The sequence below is a fragment of the Mycobacterium sp. TH-M25 genome, assembly GCF_057473665.1.
This window is the reverse complement of the sequence record NZ_JBYCLA010000163.1, coordinates 1-17671: the sequence shown is the minus strand read 5'-3', so window position 1 is coordinate 17671 and position 17671 is coordinate 1. Positions and strand designations below refer to the sequence as shown.

The 17671-nt window shown below is 64.1% G+C and carries 14 protein-coding genes; 11 read left to right on the top strand and 3 right to left on the bottom strand.

Features of this window, described 5'->3' with window-relative positions:
* The first annotated feature begins 51 nt into the window (after positions 1-51).
* The 10 genes from AC2VOU_RS05525 (at position 52) to AC2VOU_RS05480 (ending at position 12835) form a co-directional block, all read left to right on the top strand.
* Positions 52-1740 carry a MinD/ParA family ATP-binding protein gene (locus AC2VOU_RS05525; protein WP_486956460.1) on the top strand — a complete coding sequence of 563 codons (1689 nt, stop codon included), beginning with the start codon at positions 52-54 and terminating at the stop codon, positions 1738-1740.
* Entirely contained in the window at positions 1737-3179 is a 1443-nt protein-coding gene (gene eccD, locus AC2VOU_RS05520; protein WP_486956459.1) for a type VII secretion integral membrane protein EccD, read from the top strand. The genes AC2VOU_RS05525 and eccD overlap by 4 nt, the downstream gene beginning before the upstream one ends.
* Entirely contained in the window at positions 3176-4612 is a 1437-nt protein-coding gene (gene mycP / locus AC2VOU_RS05515; protein ID WP_486956458.1) for a type VII secretion-associated serine protease mycosin, read from the top strand. The genes eccD and mycP overlap by 4 nt, the downstream gene beginning before the upstream one ends.
* Positions 4609-6321 (top strand): type VII secretion protein EccE, encoded by a 1713-nt coding sequence (gene eccE / locus AC2VOU_RS05510; protein ID WP_486956457.1) that lies wholly within the window; start codon positions 4609-4611, stop codon positions 6319-6321. Before mycP ends, eccE begins: the two co-directional genes overlap by 4 nt.
* Positions 6318-8138 carry a type VII secretion AAA-ATPase EccA gene (eccA, locus tag AC2VOU_RS05505; protein WP_486956456.1) on the top strand — a complete coding sequence of 607 codons (1821 nt, stop codon included), beginning with the start codon at positions 6318-6320 and terminating at the stop codon, positions 8136-8138. The genes eccE and eccA overlap by 4 nt, the downstream gene beginning before the upstream one ends.
* Positions 8129-9736 carry a TraM recognition domain-containing protein gene (locus AC2VOU_RS05500; protein WP_486956455.1) on the top strand — a complete coding sequence of 536 codons (1608 nt, stop codon included), beginning with the start codon at positions 8129-8131 and terminating at the stop codon, positions 9734-9736. The genes eccA and AC2VOU_RS05500 overlap by 10 nt, the downstream gene beginning before the upstream one ends.
* 29 nt (positions 9737-9765) lie before the next feature.
* A complete protein-coding gene (locus AC2VOU_RS05495; RefSeq protein WP_486956454.1) occupies positions 9766-9957 on the top strand; it encodes a hypothetical protein in 192 nt (63 codons plus the stop codon).
* Entirely contained in the window at positions 9945-10655 is a 711-nt protein-coding gene (locus tag AC2VOU_RS05490; protein ID WP_486956453.1) for a hypothetical protein, read from the top strand. Before AC2VOU_RS05495 ends, AC2VOU_RS05490 begins: the two co-directional genes overlap by 13 nt.
* A gap of 67 nt (positions 10656-10722) precedes the next feature.
* Positions 10723-11634 carry a hypothetical protein gene (locus tag AC2VOU_RS05485; protein ID WP_486956452.1) on the top strand — a complete coding sequence of 304 codons (912 nt, stop codon included), beginning with the start codon at positions 10723-10725 and terminating at the stop codon, positions 11632-11634.
* Between the two features lie 232 nt (positions 11635-11866).
* The gene (locus AC2VOU_RS05480) at positions 11867-12835 is read left to right on the top strand and encodes a hypothetical protein (RefSeq protein ID WP_486956451.1); all 969 of its coding nucleotides are present in this window, start codon (positions 11867-11869) and stop codon (positions 12833-12835) included.
* A 393-nt stretch (positions 12836-13228) separates the two neighbouring features.
* Here the strand turns inward: AC2VOU_RS05480 and AC2VOU_RS05475 are convergent, their stop codons facing one another.
* The 3 genes from AC2VOU_RS05475 to mobF form a co-directional block, all read right to left on the bottom strand.
* Positions 13229-13750 (bottom strand): hypothetical protein, encoded by a 522-nt coding sequence (locus AC2VOU_RS05475; RefSeq protein WP_486956450.1) that lies wholly within the window; start codon positions 13748-13750, stop codon positions 13229-13231.
* Positions 13751-13792: 42 nt separating this feature from the next.
* The gene (locus AC2VOU_RS05470; protein ID WP_486956449.1) at positions 13793-14059 is read right to left on the bottom strand and encodes a hypothetical protein; all 267 of its coding nucleotides are present in this window, start codon (positions 14057-14059) and stop codon (positions 13793-13795) included.
* 164 nt (positions 14060-14223) lie between these two features.
* Entirely contained in the window at positions 14224-17265 is a 3042-nt protein-coding gene (gene mobF, locus AC2VOU_RS05465; protein ID WP_486956448.1) for a MobF family relaxase, read from the bottom strand.
* 173 nt (positions 17266-17438) lie between these two features.
* Here mobF and AC2VOU_RS05460 point away from each other — a divergent pair.
* Positions 17439-17671, top strand: a 233-nt coding sequence (locus AC2VOU_RS05460) for a hypothetical protein (RefSeq protein ID WP_486956447.1), incomplete at its 3' end; no start/stop codon positions are given.

The following is a 17671-nucleotide window of genomic DNA, read 5'->3' as shown; positions in this document are numbered from 1 at the left end:
TAGCGGTCTGCTTGTTGCGGTTAATCTTGGCAACGCCGTATGCTCAGCCCCGTGACTACCCCGGAAAACGGTGACCGCGAACAGGACTGGAGTCCCGCGGAGCCTCAGATCGAATCCGCCGAGCCCGGTGCCAGCGTCAACGAGCCGCCGGCACCGCCCCGACCGGCTTTCTACGAATCGTCCGCGGCCGACCAACAATCGGCGCCCGACCAACAGGTGCGCCCCGATGACGTCGCCGCCGACCTCGGCGGCCGCCATACCGCCGATACGGGCTTTTTCGGCCGTGATACGAGCCCGCCACACGCCGAACCCTCGCCTGCTCCTGCCGCGTCTGGGCCACAGACTGCGCCGCCCGGTGGCGAGGACCCGACAACGTGGCTCACCGAGACCGAAGTGGCAGAGCTGCGACGTAAAGCGGCAGACGCCATGCAGGCCCGCCGGGCCGGTGCCACTCATTCGCCGATCGCCGGCGAAGAGAACACCGGCCCTCAATCCACCGGCGCTCATCGGATCGCCGACGCGGAACAGACTGGGCCGCAGGCTGTTTACCATCAGCCGGCGGCGCAGTCTTTCCAACATGCCGCGAATCATGGCGCCCCAGACCGGAACTATGGACCGCAGCAGTCCGGCCGCGCACGGGTGCCGTGGCCGCAGCAGCCGATCGCCGGCCAGCAACAAGGCTACGGCCCCGCTGGATACCAGGACAGCTATCAACAGCGCTACGCCGTTCACGGGGAGCCGACAGCGGACTCGAGCGGACTCGCGCACGCGTTTCGACATGAACGGCACACCACCGTCACCAAACCGGAACCCCAAAGCGGTTGGCGCAAAGCAATTTTGGCGTCAACATTTGGACTGGTGAACCCAGGTGAGAGCAAAGTTGAGCGCGAGGACCGGGAACGCCGCGCCCGTGTCTGCGCCAACGTCAGCCCGGTATTCATTTACGCCGTCCTCAGCGGTAAAGGCGGCGCCTCCAAGACCACGACCACCGCGGGTGTGGGCAGCATGTTCGCGGCGTGCCGCGGCGGCGGGGACGTCGTTGTCATCGACGCCAACCCGGACGAAGGCAACCTCGCCAGCCGAGTCAACCCGGATGCCTCGCACACCTTCGTCGATGTCCTGCGCGCTCGAACAATTCAGTCGCGCAGCGAAATCCGTAACTACACCAAGACCGCGCCGACAAGCCAGCTTGACGTCCTGGCAGGATCACAAGTTCTGGTCAACCCGGCGAGATTCAGCCCCGAAACGTTCAGTCAAACAATTCACACCTTGGCCAACGTGTACTCGGTGATCGGTATCGACTGCGGGACGAACTTCCACACTCCGCTGATGCAGCGAGTCCTGGATACCGTGACAGCGGTCGTGGTGGTCACCGGAGTGCAGTTCGACAGCGGCAAGGCCGCGATGCGCGTGCATGACTGGCTAGTGCAGACCGGCCGCGGCGAACTTGTACAGCGGTCCTTTTTGCTGATGTCCGAGCACACCCCGCAAGCCCAACCGAAACTGCGAGCAGACATCGAAGAGACGGTCGGCAAAACGGCGTGGAAAGACCCGATTTACGTTCCCTACGACCCGCACTTGTACGAGGCGAGCGTGATCGACCTGGCCCAGCTGCGCAAGCGGACGTCACGGGCTTACCTGCAGGCCGCCGCTAAACTCAGCAACTGGTATGGCGCGCCGCCGGTCCCAGTGCCCGCACCGGCCCAGCCGCGTCCCGATCGCGCCGGCGGCCGCCGATGAGCGCCACCACCTGCGACGTGGCGGTGCGCATCGGACACAGCACGCAGGTCGATTTGCAACTGCCCGCCGATCAACCCATCGGCCTGGTGTTGGTGGGCGCGCAGCGATATTTGGAGATGTATCTGGCCGAAGCGGGAAGCCCTGACGAGTTACCTGGCGCTGCGTCGGGGTGGCGGCTACGAACACCCATCGGAACCATGCTGGACAATCATCGGTCGTTGACCGATCAGCACATCGTCAGCGGTGACCCGCTCGAACTGATCGCAGCACCCAAAGGCGAAGAGTTCAAACCTCGTATCGAGAATGTGTCGGTGGCCGTGGCCCGGATCAGCGAGCAACTCTTCGCCGCGGCCACGCGCCGCGCATTGCGGCAGACGTTGGGCGCGTTCTGCGCAGCGCTGCTCGCCGCGGCGATGGGATTCGTGCTCGTGTTGGCTTACACGGCCCACAGCTGGCTTCATACCGCGTCGGCGTGTGCCCCGGTCGCCGGCATTGCGATGGTGGCTGCCGCCAACGCCAAGTGGATACACCGCCGCCTCGTCGCTGATCTGTGCGCGATCGGGCTGCTGGCGTTCGCGCCGGCGACGCTAGCCCTACTTGTTCCTCCACCATGGGGCGCCACCGGGCCTCGTCTGCTCGTCGCCGCGGCGACCATCACAGGCCTTTCGATAGTGGGCATGCTCGCCGGCCGCTACCTGACGGCCTACGCGGCCGCGGCCACCGTCGGGTTGTTCACGGTGATCGCCGAGATCCCAGCGCTGACGACGGCGATACCCGGGCAGCGGATGCTCGGTGTGCTCATATGGCTGCTCGTGATCGTCCTCAGCCGTGTCGACCTGCTCGCTGAACGCCTTGCGCGGCTTCCGATTCCGGCGTTCCCGTCAGGGTCAGGCCGCTACCTGGGTCGCCCGGTAGGCCCGGCTGGCAGTGACGCGCTGGCGCCGATCAACGCGCCGCCCGACCCGGCGGCGCTGATGGCACAGACCATACGGGCGAACCACTTCATGACGGGCCTGCTGGCCGGTGCTGGGGTGGTGGGAACTATTTTGACTGCGCTGCTTGCTGCGTCGGCACCCAGCTCCTGGGCGTGGACGGTCCTGGCGGCCGGCATCCCAATCATGTTTGCTTATCGCACGTTTCATTTCGCAGGCTTGACCAATGTGGTGTGCCTGCTATGCGGCACGTTCGGTGCGACGTTGGCCTTGGCGGTTACCCTTGCCACGCATCACAACCTGTGGTGGGGGGCCATAGTTACCGCAGGCGCGGCGCTGCTCGCTGCCGCGGCGCCCTCGACGATTCCCAGCCGCAGCAACCCTCAAACGCCGCTGACGCGCAGCGTGCGCGTGGTATCGGAGAACTTGGTGTGTCTTGCCGTGGTGGTGGCGCCGATCATCTTGCTACGCGTCCCCCAGATGGTCTACAACCGGAGCTTCCAATGACACGCGGCCGCAACGCTTTCGCGGCCTGGACGGTGACCAAAAGGGTGTCCTCGATCGCCGCGGCGGTCACATTGGCCGCGGCGATGAACGTGCCGCCGGCGTGGGCGGTGCAGCCGCCCACCGTGCCGGCGAACCCGCCGATTCCTGCGGACCCGCCGCCGGCCGCAGACCCTCCTCTCAAACGTGACGCCAACAAGCCTTGCAATCTACCCGGGGTATTGCCGGCGCCACCTGTTGCTGACATCCCGCAGGCGCGGGCGTTGCTGGCTCTTGATGAGGCACACCGTATTTCGACCGGGCGCGACGTGACGGTGGGAATTATCGACACCGGCGTTGCACCGAACCCACGGTTGCCGCTGCTACGCGGCCTGGCCGATTACGTCGACCCGCCGGCGAACGGGCTCCAAGACTGCGACATGCACGGCACGTTGGTCGCTGGATTGATCGGTGCGGCACCAGGACCCGGTGATCAGATGATCGGCGTCGCTCCGGATGCGACGTTGTTGAGCATCCGGCAGAGCTCAGAGATGTGGTCGCCGGAGAACCCGGCCGCCGGCAACCCTGAAGCGCAGCGTTCTGCCGGTCAGATCAACGCGCTGGCCGCGGCGATCGTGAAAGCAGCCAATGCCGGTGCTCGGGTGATCAACATGTCGGTGGTCGCATGCATCCCGGCCGCACATCCGATCGACCAGAACAACTTGGCGATCGCCGTGTGGTACGCCTCAGTGGTCAAGGACGCGGTCCTGGTCGCCGCGGCCGGCAATGTCGGAGCCGGAAGCGGCGACTGCCAGGCCAACCCTGACACTGACCCGCTGACACCGGCCGATCCGCGGAACTGGGAGCACGTGGTGTCGGTGTCAGTTCCGTCGTGGTTTAGCGACTATGTGCTCAGTGTCGGCGCGGTTGACGCCCAAGGAGCTGCGCCAGACAAAACGAATGTGGCCAAGTTTTCGATGACCGGGCCGTGGGTGAGTCTGGCCGCGCCGGGCGTCAACATCATCTCAACCGGCCCGGACGGTAACGCCGTCAACGCGCTTCCTGCCCGCGACGGGTTAACGAACGTCTTCGGCACAAGCTTTTCGGCTGCCTACGTCAGCGGCGCGGCGGCTCTGATCCGGTCGAAGTTCCCGCAGCTCACGGCTGCTCAGGTCCGTTGCCGACTTATCGCAACGGCGCACGCCGGGCCCAGGGGCGTGGACAACGCCGTGGGTTACGGCCTGATCGACCCCGTCGCGGCGCTCACGTACGACCTGCCGGCATCGTGCCCGCGGGCCCTGCCTGAATCCCATCGGGAGAAGCTGAAGATCACTGCGAAACCGGGTCCGCCGGATCCGCGGCCGCACGCGTGGGCGACCGGCATCTCGGTGGCGGTCCTGGCGGTGACGTTGATTCCTGTCGGGATTGGTCGCTGGCGCCGGCGAGGTTCGCGATGACCGCTACACACGCCCGGACCAGCGAGCGTCGCCCGGCGTTGATGAGAATCGACGCGCGCCTGCGCACCCTGGTCCCGACCGCGCTGCTGGTGGTGTGGATCACCGCGGTCCCGGCGCACACCTGGTGGGGCCGGGCGCTGGTAGAGGCGGCCGCCGCGGCCGTAGCGATGCTGGGAACGGTGTCGTTGGCCGGATTCACTGTCCCACAGTGGATCGCACGCCGCGCCGCTGTGGCCCACCGCGGCCGCCACCCCGTCACTGAGGATGTCGCTAGCGATGACGCCCCGTCCGCGGCCGCCGCTGAAGTGTCCGCGCCGAGCTCACCGCCTGACGACGACACCGCGCCACCCGCGGCCCGCAAGTTGAGCACCCCGATCACGGCGGTCAGTTCCGGCGACGAGGTTGGCGTCGATTGGTGCGGCGGGCAGCTGATCGCCGCGTTAGACCTGCACGGCCATCCGCACGTGCCGCATCATCTCTACCAACGCCAGGTGACGACCCGGGCCGTACTTCCTATTGCCGAACTCGAAACGCGCCTCGACAGCCTTACCGGCGGCCAGGCACCTCACACGGTGGACCTGGTGTTCGAAACCCGCCGGCTGGCTCACACGCGGTACAGCCCTATCTACGACACCCACCTGTCGGGTCAGCCCGCCGCCGGGTATCGCCGCACGTTGCTCATAGCCCGGTTCGACCCCGCCGCCAGCCCCGCCTACTACGCCGCTCGAGAAAGTCTCCCTGACGCTGCGGCAGCAACCATCGCCCGCATCCGGCGCACCGTCGCCGCCGCTGACTGTCCAGCCACGGCGTTGACCGGCCCGCAGTTACAAGCGTTGCGGCACAGCACGGCCGCCGCGGCCTTCAACGGGGACTCGGCGGCCGCGGTGGAGCGTTGGACGCACATAGCGCCGGCGGCATCTCGCGGCGTGTTCGAAACGGTGTACGCGATCGATCCGGTCGCCTTGACCGACACCCGGATCACGGACCTGTGGTCGATCCGGGCCGATGCGCTGATCGTGACACTGCGCCGGACCCGGGGCGGCTGGCTCGGGTTCGTTCGTGTCCGCGACGCGTCATCGGCCGTGGCCCCACCGTTGCCGTTCCTGCGGGCACTGCCTGGCCAGCAGGCCGCCGCGCTGGCGATCGGCCGACCGGTGGCCGCTCGCGACGTCGTCCGCACGGTATTCGAGCCGATCCCCAGCCTTGCAGGATTGACCCTGCCCACCGGCAGCGACGGCCAGGTGCTGGGCGCGGATTCTGTTGGCCGCCAACTGCTGGTGCCGTTGGTTCCCGGTACCGACCGGATCATCGCGGCCCGCGTGGACCTCGCTTACGCGCAGCAGCTGATACTTAGAGCTGAAGCCACGGGGGCGAACGTCACGGTCATCACGAACGCCCCGCGGCGATGGTCACCGTTGGCCAGCCCACGAATCGCGGTGGTCCCTGATGATGCGGAGCTGGCGATCGGCCCAGACGAGCTCCACGTGTACGACGACGGGCTAGCGCCGGCACCCAACGCTGCGGCGGCGACCCTGTCGCTGACCGCTCCGAGCGGACCCAAGCCGCACGGTGACGTCGTCCTCGATCAAGAAGGCGACCAGATCACCGTCACCACCGGCGGTGACACGTACCAAATTCGCCGCAGAATCGATCCCGCTGAGGTCGCGTACCTTCCTGCAGCACAAACGATTCCGAGAGGGCCGCGATGAGTCCGAATGCAATTGACGCCCTCGAAGCTGGCCTGCTGGCGCTCGGTTTTACCGTCCGGGGCCAACGCGAGCGCGCCGAACCGAGCACCGCACGCAAAGTGCTGACAGTAGCAACCAACAGTGATCCCACGATGGCAGATGCCTGGCTGGCGCGGCTGGCCGCCGGCGACCAGACCCTTGCCGTACACGAAGGGCTGTGGCGCTCCCGCGAGCAGATCGGAAAGGGCCTGTCGCGCCTGGATCTTCGGCCCGACGATCTCAAGGTCAACTACGACTCCGGACTGTTCGTCACATACCCGTTAGTCAACGCCGACGTCGCCACCGCCGCGTACGTCGGCGCGCTGACCTCACAACGCCGCTTCGACGACGCCGTGGCCGCCGCCGGCACCGATAGGTCGGCAAGCTGTCCGCTCACCCTCTACGCCGCCACAGCGCTTTACGTGGTGACCGAGCGATGGCACCAGGTGATCGAAACAGCCCGGCCGCTGCGGGATTCACAACAGGACTCCATCTTGACCGCCGGCGCCCGCGCTATCACGGTGCAAGCGATGACCAACCTCGGTCTACACCAGGCCGCCATAGAGCTGGCCGGCCAAACCATCGCCGGCCGCAAGATCACTGATCTGCTTCCGCTTACGACAGCCACGGTCCAATACCACGTCGGGATGAGTCAGCGCGCCCTCGGTAGAGAGGATCTGGCCCAAGAGGCTCTGCGCTCGGTACTGGTCGCTGAACCCGAGCATGCTGCGGCTCGCGAGATGCTGGCCAACCCGCAGCTGGTCCTACAGACGGTCGACCCCTCCGTCATCGACTCGCGTAGCGACCGTTGGGACCCTGCGACAGCGACCGACCCCGACGAACTCGCTCGCGAACGCATGTCAGGTCGCCGCGAGGCGCTGTTGGCTGAGGCAGAAGAAAGCCTTGCCGAGCAGATCGGGCTCGCCGGCGTCAAACGACAAGTCGAGAAGCTGCGCGCCGCCGTCGTGGTGAATCGGGCCCGCGAGGCTGAAGGACTGCCGCCAACCGCACGCAGCAACCACCTGGTATTCCTGGGTCCGCCTGGAACAGGCAAAACTACCGTCGCCCGCATCGTCGCCAAATTCTATTGCGGACTAGGGATTTTGGCGAAAGACACCGTCAAAGAGGTCCGCAAAGCCGATCTTGTCGGGAAATGGATCGGTGATACCGAAGACAAAACCAACGCTGCTATCGATGCCGCACTTGACGGTGTGCTGTTCCTCGACGAGGCGTACGCACTGGCGACCTCGGGCGCGAAAAACGATTTCGGATTCGTCGCGATCGACACACTGCTCGCGCGCATGGAAAACGAGAGGGACAGACTCGTGGTGATCGCGGCGGGCTATCCCGACGACATGCAAATGTTTTACGCCGCCAACGAAGGAATCCGCGGCCGATTCTCCACCGAAATCCACTTCCCGTCCTATGACGTCAAAGACCTCATGGCCATCGGTGAACTGATGGTCGGCCGCACCAAGCACTACTTCACCCCCCAAGTGCTGCCGCTGCTTGAGCGCGTATGCACCACGTTGAGAGAATCAACCGCCGTACCGCCCCTGCGCCCCGACGAAGACCCGCACACCATCAAACGACCACGGCCGCAGATCGACATCGTGGGCAACGGCCGGTTCATCCGCAACATCGTCGAAGAAGCAATCAGCGAACAGCAATTCCGGCTAGCACCTGACGTCATCGCCGGCCGCCCCGTCGAGCACAGCGAAATCACCGAGACCGATACCCGCGCCGCCCTCATGACCGTTGTCCCCCAAGAATTCCAAGGAAACATCCAATGGGACTAGTCATTCCGCGACCGATGCCGACACCGTACTGCGGCGTCGTCACCGACCCTGACACCGGCGAAAAGTACGCCCCGCGAACTGGGCCACACATCCTGGTGACCTGCCCGACCGGCGGCGGCAAGACCGAGTCCGTGCTGGCACCAGCCTGCATCGCTCACCCCGGGGTAGTCATCGCGTGCTCGTCTCAGGACAATCTGATGAGGCTCGTCATGGAGCGGCGGATGGGGCCGCTGTATCTCATTGACCTGCGCCAGATTCCGACACCGGACTACGGGTCCGGCGTCACGCAGTGCCGCATCGACCCGACCATCCTGATCGACTCCCACGACGACGCCCTGAACGTCGCCACATGGCTACACCGGGCCAGCAACCTGAGCCTGGGCGGACGGATCACCAGCCACAGCGAGCCGTACTGGGCGTATCAGATCATTCCCGCGCTCGCCTCAATCCTCTACGCGGCGTCCCCGCGAGGCAACGACAAAGGCATCGACTGGGCGATGCACTGCGCAGAGAACCCGTTTCGCCGCCAGCGCCCTGAACCCGTCGTCATACCGTCTGTCACCGAAGAAGAACTCAAACTGCTGCTCGCCCAGGAACGTGCGAAAGAGATTAAGGCTGACCCAAAAGCCAAAGAGTCAACACGAATTGAAGCCACGCTAGCCGTTCACCGCGCTCAAGTCGCCTATGACAAAGCGGTGCATGAACGCGAAGCCGCCGAGCAGGAGCGGGCCCGCCTGGAGCAGGCAGAGCGTGAACGCGAGGACCGCGAAGCCGCCGGCGAGGACCGCGCCGACATCTACTCCTCAGACCCTCCGAGCTGGTGGGATGTACGACAGTACTTCCCACGGAACTCGATACTCCCCACGAAGCTAGAACGCATCGCCACACTCAATGAGCGCCAACGCGATTCGGTCGCGCTCGGTATGAGCGCTGCTCTGTTCCCCTGGGTGTATGAATCAGTGCACCGCACAGACCTGCCCGTGTTTCGCCCGGCCTGGCTCGACGATCCCACCGCCACCCTGTTCATCTTGGCCGAACCCGAAGGCGGCGGCGTCGGCGCCTCCCTGCCGCTCATCCAGGCGATCGTGACCGCCTGGCGACGCAAAACCTCACTGGACACCGTCATGCACAACGCGATGATCGCTATCGACGAGCTCACCAACACGATGCCCCTGCCAACCCTGGACATCCTCGTCTCCGAGGCCCGCGGCCTGGGCATCAACATGATCGGCGCCGTGCAGGCCGCACAGCAGATCGCTAACCGCTACGACCCAATATTCATGGAAACTCTACTGCGGGTGTTCCCGGTCGTCCTCGTCATGCACGGCTCAGCCGAGCTGGATTTGCTCGACCAGGCCTCGCTGTGGTCGGGATTGACCACCCGGGCCACTGAGACGCTGGACCAAACCACCGGCAACCGAATGATCGCCCTCGAAGAGGGCCCACTCATGCTTCCCCAGGAACTTCAACCCTCAGAGAAATACACCGGCCGGCTGCTTTACCGCGGCACCACTGGCTGCAAAGTCGAATTGCCCAGTTTCAGAGAATTTCTACGGCTTTTCGATGAACGCTCGATCCGTGGCATGATCCGGATCTGACACGACCGCAGCGAGAGAAGGGAGCAGCGATGAAACCTCAGCCCTGGCGCTACAAATCGGCATACTGGTTGTTCGCGGTCCTCCTGGTTGTGGCTGTCGCGCACACGATGTGGGGTGTCGGCGGAGTGGCCTGGAACAGCATGTTCGGCGATGACACACCAAGTGTCTCGGTTGACCCGACTCCCACCCCCGACACCGCGGAATACCAATGGCCTCACTGATGTACGCCCGCGAGCGGGCAGCGTGGATACGAAACCACGCACGCGAGTACGACTTTCAGCGGCGCCGCGCCGACCTGTTGAACGCGGCCTACGATGACCGCAAACGTCAGGTCGCCGGCACCGACTACAACCCTCACGTCCAAGCTGCCACGGAGAAATGGTATCTGCGGGCCATCCGGTCTAGGGCGGCAGTCAAGGAAAGCGCTGTGGTCATCGGCTGCGCACTGATTTTCCCCGCAGGCTGGCCACTTGGCCGGATGCTATACCTGCGGTTGGTCCGTCGAGTCGAACTAGTTCGCGCATCCGAATCCAACCAGGGCCTGTGGTCTGTACCGATCACCGCGCTGGCATGGCTCGGTGCCGCTGTGATGCTTGTCGGCAGCGTGGTCATCGACCTCGGCTCGCCCGCAACGGTTCTCGGCGTGGTCATCCCGCCGTGGATCATGATCCAGGGTGCGGGCATGTTCTTGATGGCCAGCGTCTACGGAGTCATGGAAGGGTGGGAAGCAGTACCTGGCACCACCGGATGGTTGCCGTTCCCGCCACCGTCCCTGCCGCCAGCAGGAAGTTTCGCCGTCCAGGAAGAATCCCCGACCGCCGGCGCACCGCCGCCGCCAGGTATGCAGCCACCGCAGAAACCATTCCGGCTGAACAACACAACCGACGCCGCCTCCCGCAAGCAGCAGCCGTGGATGTAGCCGAACAGGCCCGCCCTGCTGGTGGTGGCGGTAGGACGTCGACGATGGTTTCATCTGCGACGTGGTCATGACTGCGCCCGCCGCCACCGAACCAACCCACCGCAACGGCGCGCGGCTTCGCGACCCAAATCCGCTCCCGCAGAATTCATCTGCGGGACACCACACACCGGTTCCTGCCCAGAACGCCCGCGTGCCCGCCGGCGACGCAGCAGCGTCGCCGGCTCAATCGAGCAGCAAATCCAGTGAACGGTTCCTCTGGGTCTGGATCGTTGTCTCGACGATGATTTCGACGGCCGCCAACGCGACCGACTCATGGTTGACAGCACCGCCTCATCTACAAGTGCTGGCTGCGGCACGCTCTTTCGTGCCGCCCATCGTGATCCTGGTAACCACACATATCGCCGGCCTACTGATCAAGTCGCGCCGATTCGGATGGCCTTTCGTCCTGTCACTGTTCAGCGACGCAGCGGTTTGGGTGTTCGCGTTCGTGCTCAGCTACTCCTCGATCAGCCATCTGATGCTGATGCTGGGAACCCCACCGCATCAGGTAGGCCTCTGGCCATTGCTCATCGATCTATCGACCGCCAACGCCGTGGTGGTGCTGTTCACCCTGTCCTACCGCCGAGTCCGGCACCCTGGCCGCAACGACCAGGATGGCGGCGGCGATGAAACCCATTCCCAGGCAAAGCTGTCGGCGTTGCGCGCGGACGTGGAACCGCTGTCGGCGACTCAGCGACGCCAGTGGTGGGACGAGGCCGCCGCCGCGGTCCAGGAACGAAACCAATACGTCCGTGCGATCAGCGAACGGACCCAACGGGAAGTCGCCGATGTTCTACGGCTCACCCACGACGACGCGTTGAGCCAACGCGCGATCGCCGATGTCGTCGGCCTGAACAGCCGGATCATTCGCGCCATCCAACGTGCCGGGGATGAGCTGCTGCAAATCGAGCCCGAGAATCAACAGCTAAGGGAAAGCTGATGTCCACCATTTATTACCCGGCGCACTCACTCGGGGCATTTCAGCAACTGGGAGCGGTTCCTCGTGCGCGTCGCCGAAGGTCGAGAAGGCCGCTACGCGAGATCAGGTGCTATGGGTTCGGCGATGAAGGTGGCCTTCTGTTCGACGTGGAGGTAGTCGGACGCCGAAGCGTCGACAGCGTCCGGGTCTTCGACCGGTCTTAACTGTCCGAGCTTTGGGCGATCATGTCGGCATGGAATTCGACTTTGACGAGCAGTGGCTGGATTCCCAAGCTGCGCGGGCATCAACCATTCGGGATCGTGAGAACGCCGCCGATGAAGCGGTGGCAGATCTTTGGGCGGCGTGGAAGGCGCTTAAGGCCGCGGGTGCTGAGGTGCCGGGTCGGCGTTGGTGGCGAAAACGTCAGTACCGCAATGCTCTTGCAAAATTCGGTGTGGCTGACTCTAGTTTCCGATTCGCATTCACTGGGATCGCCCGGGCCGGCGTAGGGTCTGTTCCGCATCGGTGGGGGCTGTTCAGCGACGACATCGAATCGACCCTGTCCCAATACCTGCGTCCGTCCACCAACGTCGATGATGCTGTGCGCGATAAGTTGAAGGCCATCCGAGCCAAGCTGTTCGACGCGCGGATCGCCGCGCACGCTGGAGATCGGGGTCCAGAAGCGGAGTTGACCACTCAACTCGCTGGGTGTGTTGAGCTGGTGGAAGACGACGAGTGTGCGCGGGATTTGGTGCATCATCTGCCAGGATGGGCACGACCGATTCCGGACGTGGACATGCACGCCTTGGTCGAAACCCGTGCTCGCACTGGGTCCGCGCTGTTCGCCACACGATACTTCTGCTTCACCAATCAGCGATGGTTCAGCACCGACGTGCGGTTTCAGCTGCGCACCTTCACCGTGTCGCTGGAGAAACACGACACGTTGGAACTCAACGACATCATCGTCATCGACACACGCACCGATAGGGAGCCCACATGTTCACCGGGCCTGGGCACCGCTGCACTGGAGCATCTGTGTCGCACCGCCGACCATTACGCGCTCAACATCGTGGGAAAGATCATGCCCGGTGACCGTACCGAGCATAGTGCCGAACGACTGGCCAACTGGTACGGCCGGCACGGCTTCGAGGTACACCGGCGGCAACCGGGTGTGAGTCTATGGGCGAAGATCCGCCGGACACCACGGCCGGCCGACAAGTGACGGGCCTTCACCGCCACACCGGTGTGCTGTGTCTGGCACAACGGCCCGAAGGTACGCAGGAATTAGTCACCAAGAAGCTCCAGCGTTGGCCCAGCCTGGGCGGGCAATTCTCGCATCAGCTTATGGTCGGGCCGCCAGTCGGGTGATCAAGATGACATTCCGTGCGCGGGACGACGTCAATGGCGACCGGATGCTCCGTCAGCGTCGCACGATGAGGTCGCGGCCACCGCACTGAGGCCAGGTCTCCCAGCGCGGGGGGAATCCAGTCCAGCACGCAGCCGGTATTGAGAGACCTGGCCGTCAACCTTGATACACGAGACCGGGCGTCGCCGAGTCATATTGGTTGGGTAGGCCGGAATTCATTGGCCGGCGCTTCAGCGGTTCAGCGGTCGACTATTGGCCGGGCTTCAGGTAGACCCCTGAGGGTGGCGGCTTGATCTCAAAGCATCGTGACGGGTCGGTGCCTGCCGACGAAGTGGGCGTGACTATCGACAGTTTGCCCTCGGGGTGGTCCGGACGCGGACCCCACATTTGGACGTCCTGATCGTCTTGCGGGTGTTGTTCGGCCTCGAGACGACTCTGCCAGCGGTAGCGGTCGATAGCTGCAAGGGCGCGTTGGCGCGCCGCGCCCGTCTCACCAGAGCTGCTAAAGCAATGGATTCCGGGACTCAATAGCTGAGTTTCAGTGATATCAGCGTCTGCTGGTGCGGCCGCGACAGGATGCGAGGGCTTCGGGATCAAGACGGCGGCCGCCATGACTGCCGCGGCGACGAGCAATCCCGCGGTGAACCAAAGGCGGTCGATAGACGTCTCGATTCGCTTCAAGCGATCTTGCACCTCTACGTCGCCGGCTTGCGCTTCTCCGGGACCATCACCACCAATGGACGCCGAGGTCGACGTGTCGCCTTCCTGCATATTTATTAGCCTTCGTGAGGTGTTCGCTTAGGTTCGATCACGTCATTGCCGAGTGGGGAGCTGAACGCCTTCGGACAGGAAGGCGCCGCCGGCGATGCCGGTGTATCCGGCCGCCATCATTTCTTTCTGGCACGTGGTTTTGATGAAGCAGGTGCCACACCAATCTAAGACGGCGCGGATTTCGTCAGCTCCGGTGACATTGGGTGATAAAAGGTCGCGATTCTGGGCGATATGTTCGCCAACTGACCGTTCTGCGACGTCGAATATGTCCGGGTTGTCTTGGCATAGGGGGCCGGCGCCGGTACTCATGAAACCAGGCTATAGGTACTGACCGCTCGCTGAGTCGTTCCGGACGTCGACGAGCGAGATCTTCTTTAGAGATTTCCCGCCCGCTGGCACGCAACTGGTCACCATCGCGGCACCGGACATGCGACCCGAACCGATTACGAGTAGCGGTGACAGTTGCGGATCGGTTAGCTGATTTCCATACCACGGTCGTCGCCGCGGGTGATCCCGTGGCTGCGTTCGCGATCGCGCTGGGCGATGAGGTCGTGGCTGCGTTCTTGGGCCTGTTCGGTGGCCTGCTGCCATTGCTGCCGGTCGGCGAGGTCGCGGGCGTATTCCTCGGCCCATTGGGTCCGTCGTTGTGCGCGGGTGTGGACCAGCTGGGCAACGTAAGGGTCGATCCCGCCGAATGATTCGCTGTGATTTTCGTGCGCGCCGCCGCGTGCGAGGTCGTTGAGGGCGTCTTCGGCGTCTCGTAGCGCAGTGCTTTCGCGGTCGTCGCGTTTGAGGACCGCGTGGAACATCGCGCGGGTCTCCATGTCGGTATAGATGTGCGGCTGATACTCGACGTCGGACTTCTCGGCGTGGTGTTCACTTTCGCCGGCTTCCTTCACCGTCATGTAGATGCGGTTGTTCTTTGAGCCGCGGGTGGCCCCTGGATACATTTGGACGCGGTGCAGCGTGTCGGCGTCGCCGATGCACAGTCCGACGTCGGCGTTGCCGCCTTGTGCGGCGTGAATGGTGCCGACGTAGCCCAACGTGATGCTACGTTGGGCGTAGTCGGCGGGCATGACGGCGCGGGCGTTGTCGTCGAGTCGTACCGCGCCGAGTGAGCCGTCGTCGTGCACCGCGACCACCCGCCAGCGGTCGGCGTTGGTGACGATGGGCACGTCACCGTCGATGTGCGTGACGGCAGGATCGGGCTCGACGTCGATGTCCCAGTTGTTTTCGAGCGTCATAATGACGTCGTGAAGGCGCGCTTCTTGTTTGTGGGCGATCGCCGCGGCGGGCAATTGATAACCCAGATCCCGCTCGTAGGTGAGCGTGTAAATGTTCTGAATCCTGATGTTGAGGGCGTCGGCTTTTTCCCACTTGTCGGCAACTACCAGGACGTCGTCGCCTTCTAGGACAGCGTCGAAGTAGTCACGCACGACCGCGTCGGCCATCGATCGTTCGTCGCCGGCCTGTAGGCGATCGTTGCTGCTGTACCAGTGGGCGACCTTGCCGATTTCGGCCTCGGTTTGCGCATCCCGCATGAGCAGCGTCATGGCCTTTTCTTCCGGGTTCTTTTGGCGCCACACGTAGTTGAAGGCTTGCGTCCACGGGAGTTGCTCGGACAGATCGCGGAATAGCCCACCTCCCTGGAGGACGGGCTGCAGTTGGTAAGAGTCGCCGACGAGAATGACTTTCGCGTGCGCGTGCGCGGCGGCTTTGAAAATCTCGAAGCTGTCGCGGTCACCGGTCATGGCGGCTTCGTCGATGAACACGACGGTGTTGCGGTCCCAGTCAAGTCGGTGTTCGGCGATCGCTTTGCGCGTGGCGGCGATGGTCGAATAGTGCGATGCGGCGTCCTTTTTGCGGGCCTCATTGAGCGCTTTGCGTGATGCTGAAGCCAGCACGACCCGTTTGCCTTGCGCTTCAGCGCGTTCCCGAAACGCTTTAAGGCTTGTCGTTTTACCGCTGCCTGCGGGTGCTTCGAGTACGTTGATCAGTCGCCGTGACATGGCCAGCTCGGTCATTGCGTGTGCGGCATCTGAGCGCAACCCGTGTTCCTCGAACCACTGTTGCGTGACAGTGATTTCGTAGTGTTGAGCTTTGACCCCGCACAGTTCCAGGACTTCTGCTTCACGGGTCAAAGTGATCGCATCGGTGTAGCGGAGGTTACCTTCGCGGTGCCAGGCCTGCGGGTCTTCGGTGATTTGGAAGCACCCTTGGTCGATCACGTCGTCGACGAGAGCTTCAATCTCGTCGACTGTCACGACCTCGACTCCGCGGCCGGGCCCCCAGTTTCCGACGACCGCCTCGACGAGGTCGGCGCGGGTCCATTTGTTTTTCAACGTGCCCAGCTGCTCGAACACCTGGCGGGCGTCGGGCGGCCCGCCTGGACCATCCTTGGCCGCGGCGTCAGCGATAACACCCAGAAACTCGCGTGCATCGAATCCCTCTGCGCGCGGATCGTTCTGCCACTGCTCACGTAGTTCGTCGTAATGCAACGACTCAAGTTTCTTATGCCGAGTGGCCTTCTGTCCGACATCGAGCCATTCGCGTTCGCCCTTCGCCCAACGCGACCCGGCCGCGGCGACATCTGCGGCCTCGTCGGCGATGGCACCGTCCATGTAGCGGCCCGGGTGCTCCTTGGCCCAGTCCATGATGGCGCTCTGCCGCCGCGAAAACTCTGTGATCAACTCACGGTTGAAGCCCTTGAGCTCCGCGATACCGGTGTGCGGATCAACGTCTTCCCACTCCGCACCCAACGTTGCAGACATTCTGTCTCGCAACGATTTCTGAATGATCATCCCGGTCGGCTTCGCTTCGTGGTACATCGACTGCGAGTCGATCGTCACCATGCGCCCATCCGCTCGGGCTACCTTGCCCGGCAACAGCATGTGAATGTGCATGTGCGGATCACAGGTTCCGTCGGCGACCGGCCGCGCGGTGTGGTGGAAGTACGTCACGAACGGCAGCGCCGGCAGCCGCTGCAAGTCTTTCTTCGACGGGTCGAACTGGTTACTCACCCGCGTGTAGCCGGCGTGCTGGTGCATGTACTTCAACCCATCTTGGGTCGCCTCGACGATGCACTGCATGACGACTGTGGCCACCGCCGGGTCCTTCGACAACGCCGCCAACAACGAGACACTCTTCGGCACCGTCAACAGCACATCCCAGCCGTAGGTCCCCGGCCGCGGCTTACCCTCCCCCGGCCCCGCCGGCGGAATCCCTTCGTTGAACCACGTCTTCACCTCGGCCTGGCTTATCCCCTCGCCATGGCGCACACCCATCTTTTCCTCGGCGAAATCGCGATCGCCGGCAACAAACATCACGGGCGCCCGGGTGTCCCGCTCGGCGTAGTACTCGCTCAACCCACCGCACGTCTCATCACCGCGCACCGCGGTCGACTCGTAGTACTGGACCGACCACTGACCCAACGCAGCGATGCGAATCACCGGGCGTGCCCTCTCTGACCGACGCGGCCCTGTGGCCAACCGCAGCGCGCTGACCAGCGCAACCATCCGGTTAGCACAATTGTGCTACTGTCCTCTAGCGCGTAGCGCATAAACCAAGGGTACAGCCAGGGGTAGGAGAAGAGAAGGGCGGGGAGTCCATAGGGGCGTAGAGAGGCGATGAGAGGGCGTTGTGGGGTTGCTAGTGGCGGTAGCTGAGGGGCGTGGGCATGATGTGCGGTATGACAGCGTTGACTGAGCCCGCCGCCCCTGCCCTGAATCGCGACGCGATTCTTCAATCGTTCCTCGCCGACGCCGAGGCGGACACCCAAGCCGTCGTGGAAGTCACTGACTTGGTGCAGAAGTGCGAGAAGCTGAGAGACGAGCTGGCGGCTACCTATGGTGCGTTGGTGGCCGCCTACGGCGCTGCCGGGAAACGACCGAACGTGGCGGCGAAGCTTCGGGAGCTTGGGAT

What these genes read in the sequence shown, in the direction of transcription:
- AC2VOU_RS05470 (WP_486956449.1), bottom strand. Translation starts at nt 14,059, where the DNA reads ATGAGTACCGGCGCCGGCCCCCTATGCCAAGACAACCCGGACATATTC.
- AC2VOU_RS05485 (WP_486956452.1), top strand. Translation starts at nt 10,723, where the DNA reads ATGACTGCGCCCGCCGCCACCGAACCAACCCACCGCAACGGCGCGCGG.
- mobF (WP_486956448.1), bottom strand. Translation starts at nt 17,265, where the DNA reads ATGGTTGCGCTGGTCAGCGCGCTGCGGTTGGCCACAGGGCCGCGTCGG.
- eccD (WP_486956459.1), top strand. Translation starts at nt 1,737, where the DNA reads ATGAGCGCCACCACCTGCGACGTGGCGGTGCGCATCGGACACAGCACG.
- AC2VOU_RS05490 (WP_486956453.1), top strand. Translation starts at nt 9,945, where the DNA reads ATGGCCTCACTGATGTACGCCCGCGAGCGGGCAGCGTGGATACGAAAC.
- eccE (WP_486956457.1), top strand. Translation starts at nt 4,609, where the DNA reads ATGACCGCTACACACGCCCGGACCAGCGAGCGTCGCCCGGCGTTGATG.
- AC2VOU_RS05475 (WP_486956450.1), bottom strand. Translation starts at nt 13,750, where the DNA reads ATGCAGGAAGGCGACACGTCGACCTCGGCGTCCATTGGTGGTGATGGT.
- AC2VOU_RS05480 (WP_486956451.1), top strand. Translation starts at nt 11,867, where the DNA reads ATGGAATTCGACTTTGACGAGCAGTGGCTGGATTCCCAAGCTGCGCGG.
- eccA (WP_486956456.1), top strand. Translation starts at nt 6,318, where the DNA reads ATGAGTCCGAATGCAATTGACGCCCTCGAAGCTGGCCTGCTGGCGCTC.
- mycP (WP_486956458.1), top strand. Translation starts at nt 3,176, where the DNA reads ATGACACGCGGCCGCAACGCTTTCGCGGCCTGGACGGTGACCAAAAGG.
- AC2VOU_RS05495 (WP_486956454.1), top strand. Translation starts at nt 9,766, where the DNA reads ATGAAACCTCAGCCCTGGCGCTACAAATCGGCATACTGGTTGTTCGCG.
- AC2VOU_RS05500 (WP_486956455.1), top strand. Translation starts at nt 8,129, where the DNA reads ATGGGACTAGTCATTCCGCGACCGATGCCGACACCGTACTGCGGCGTC.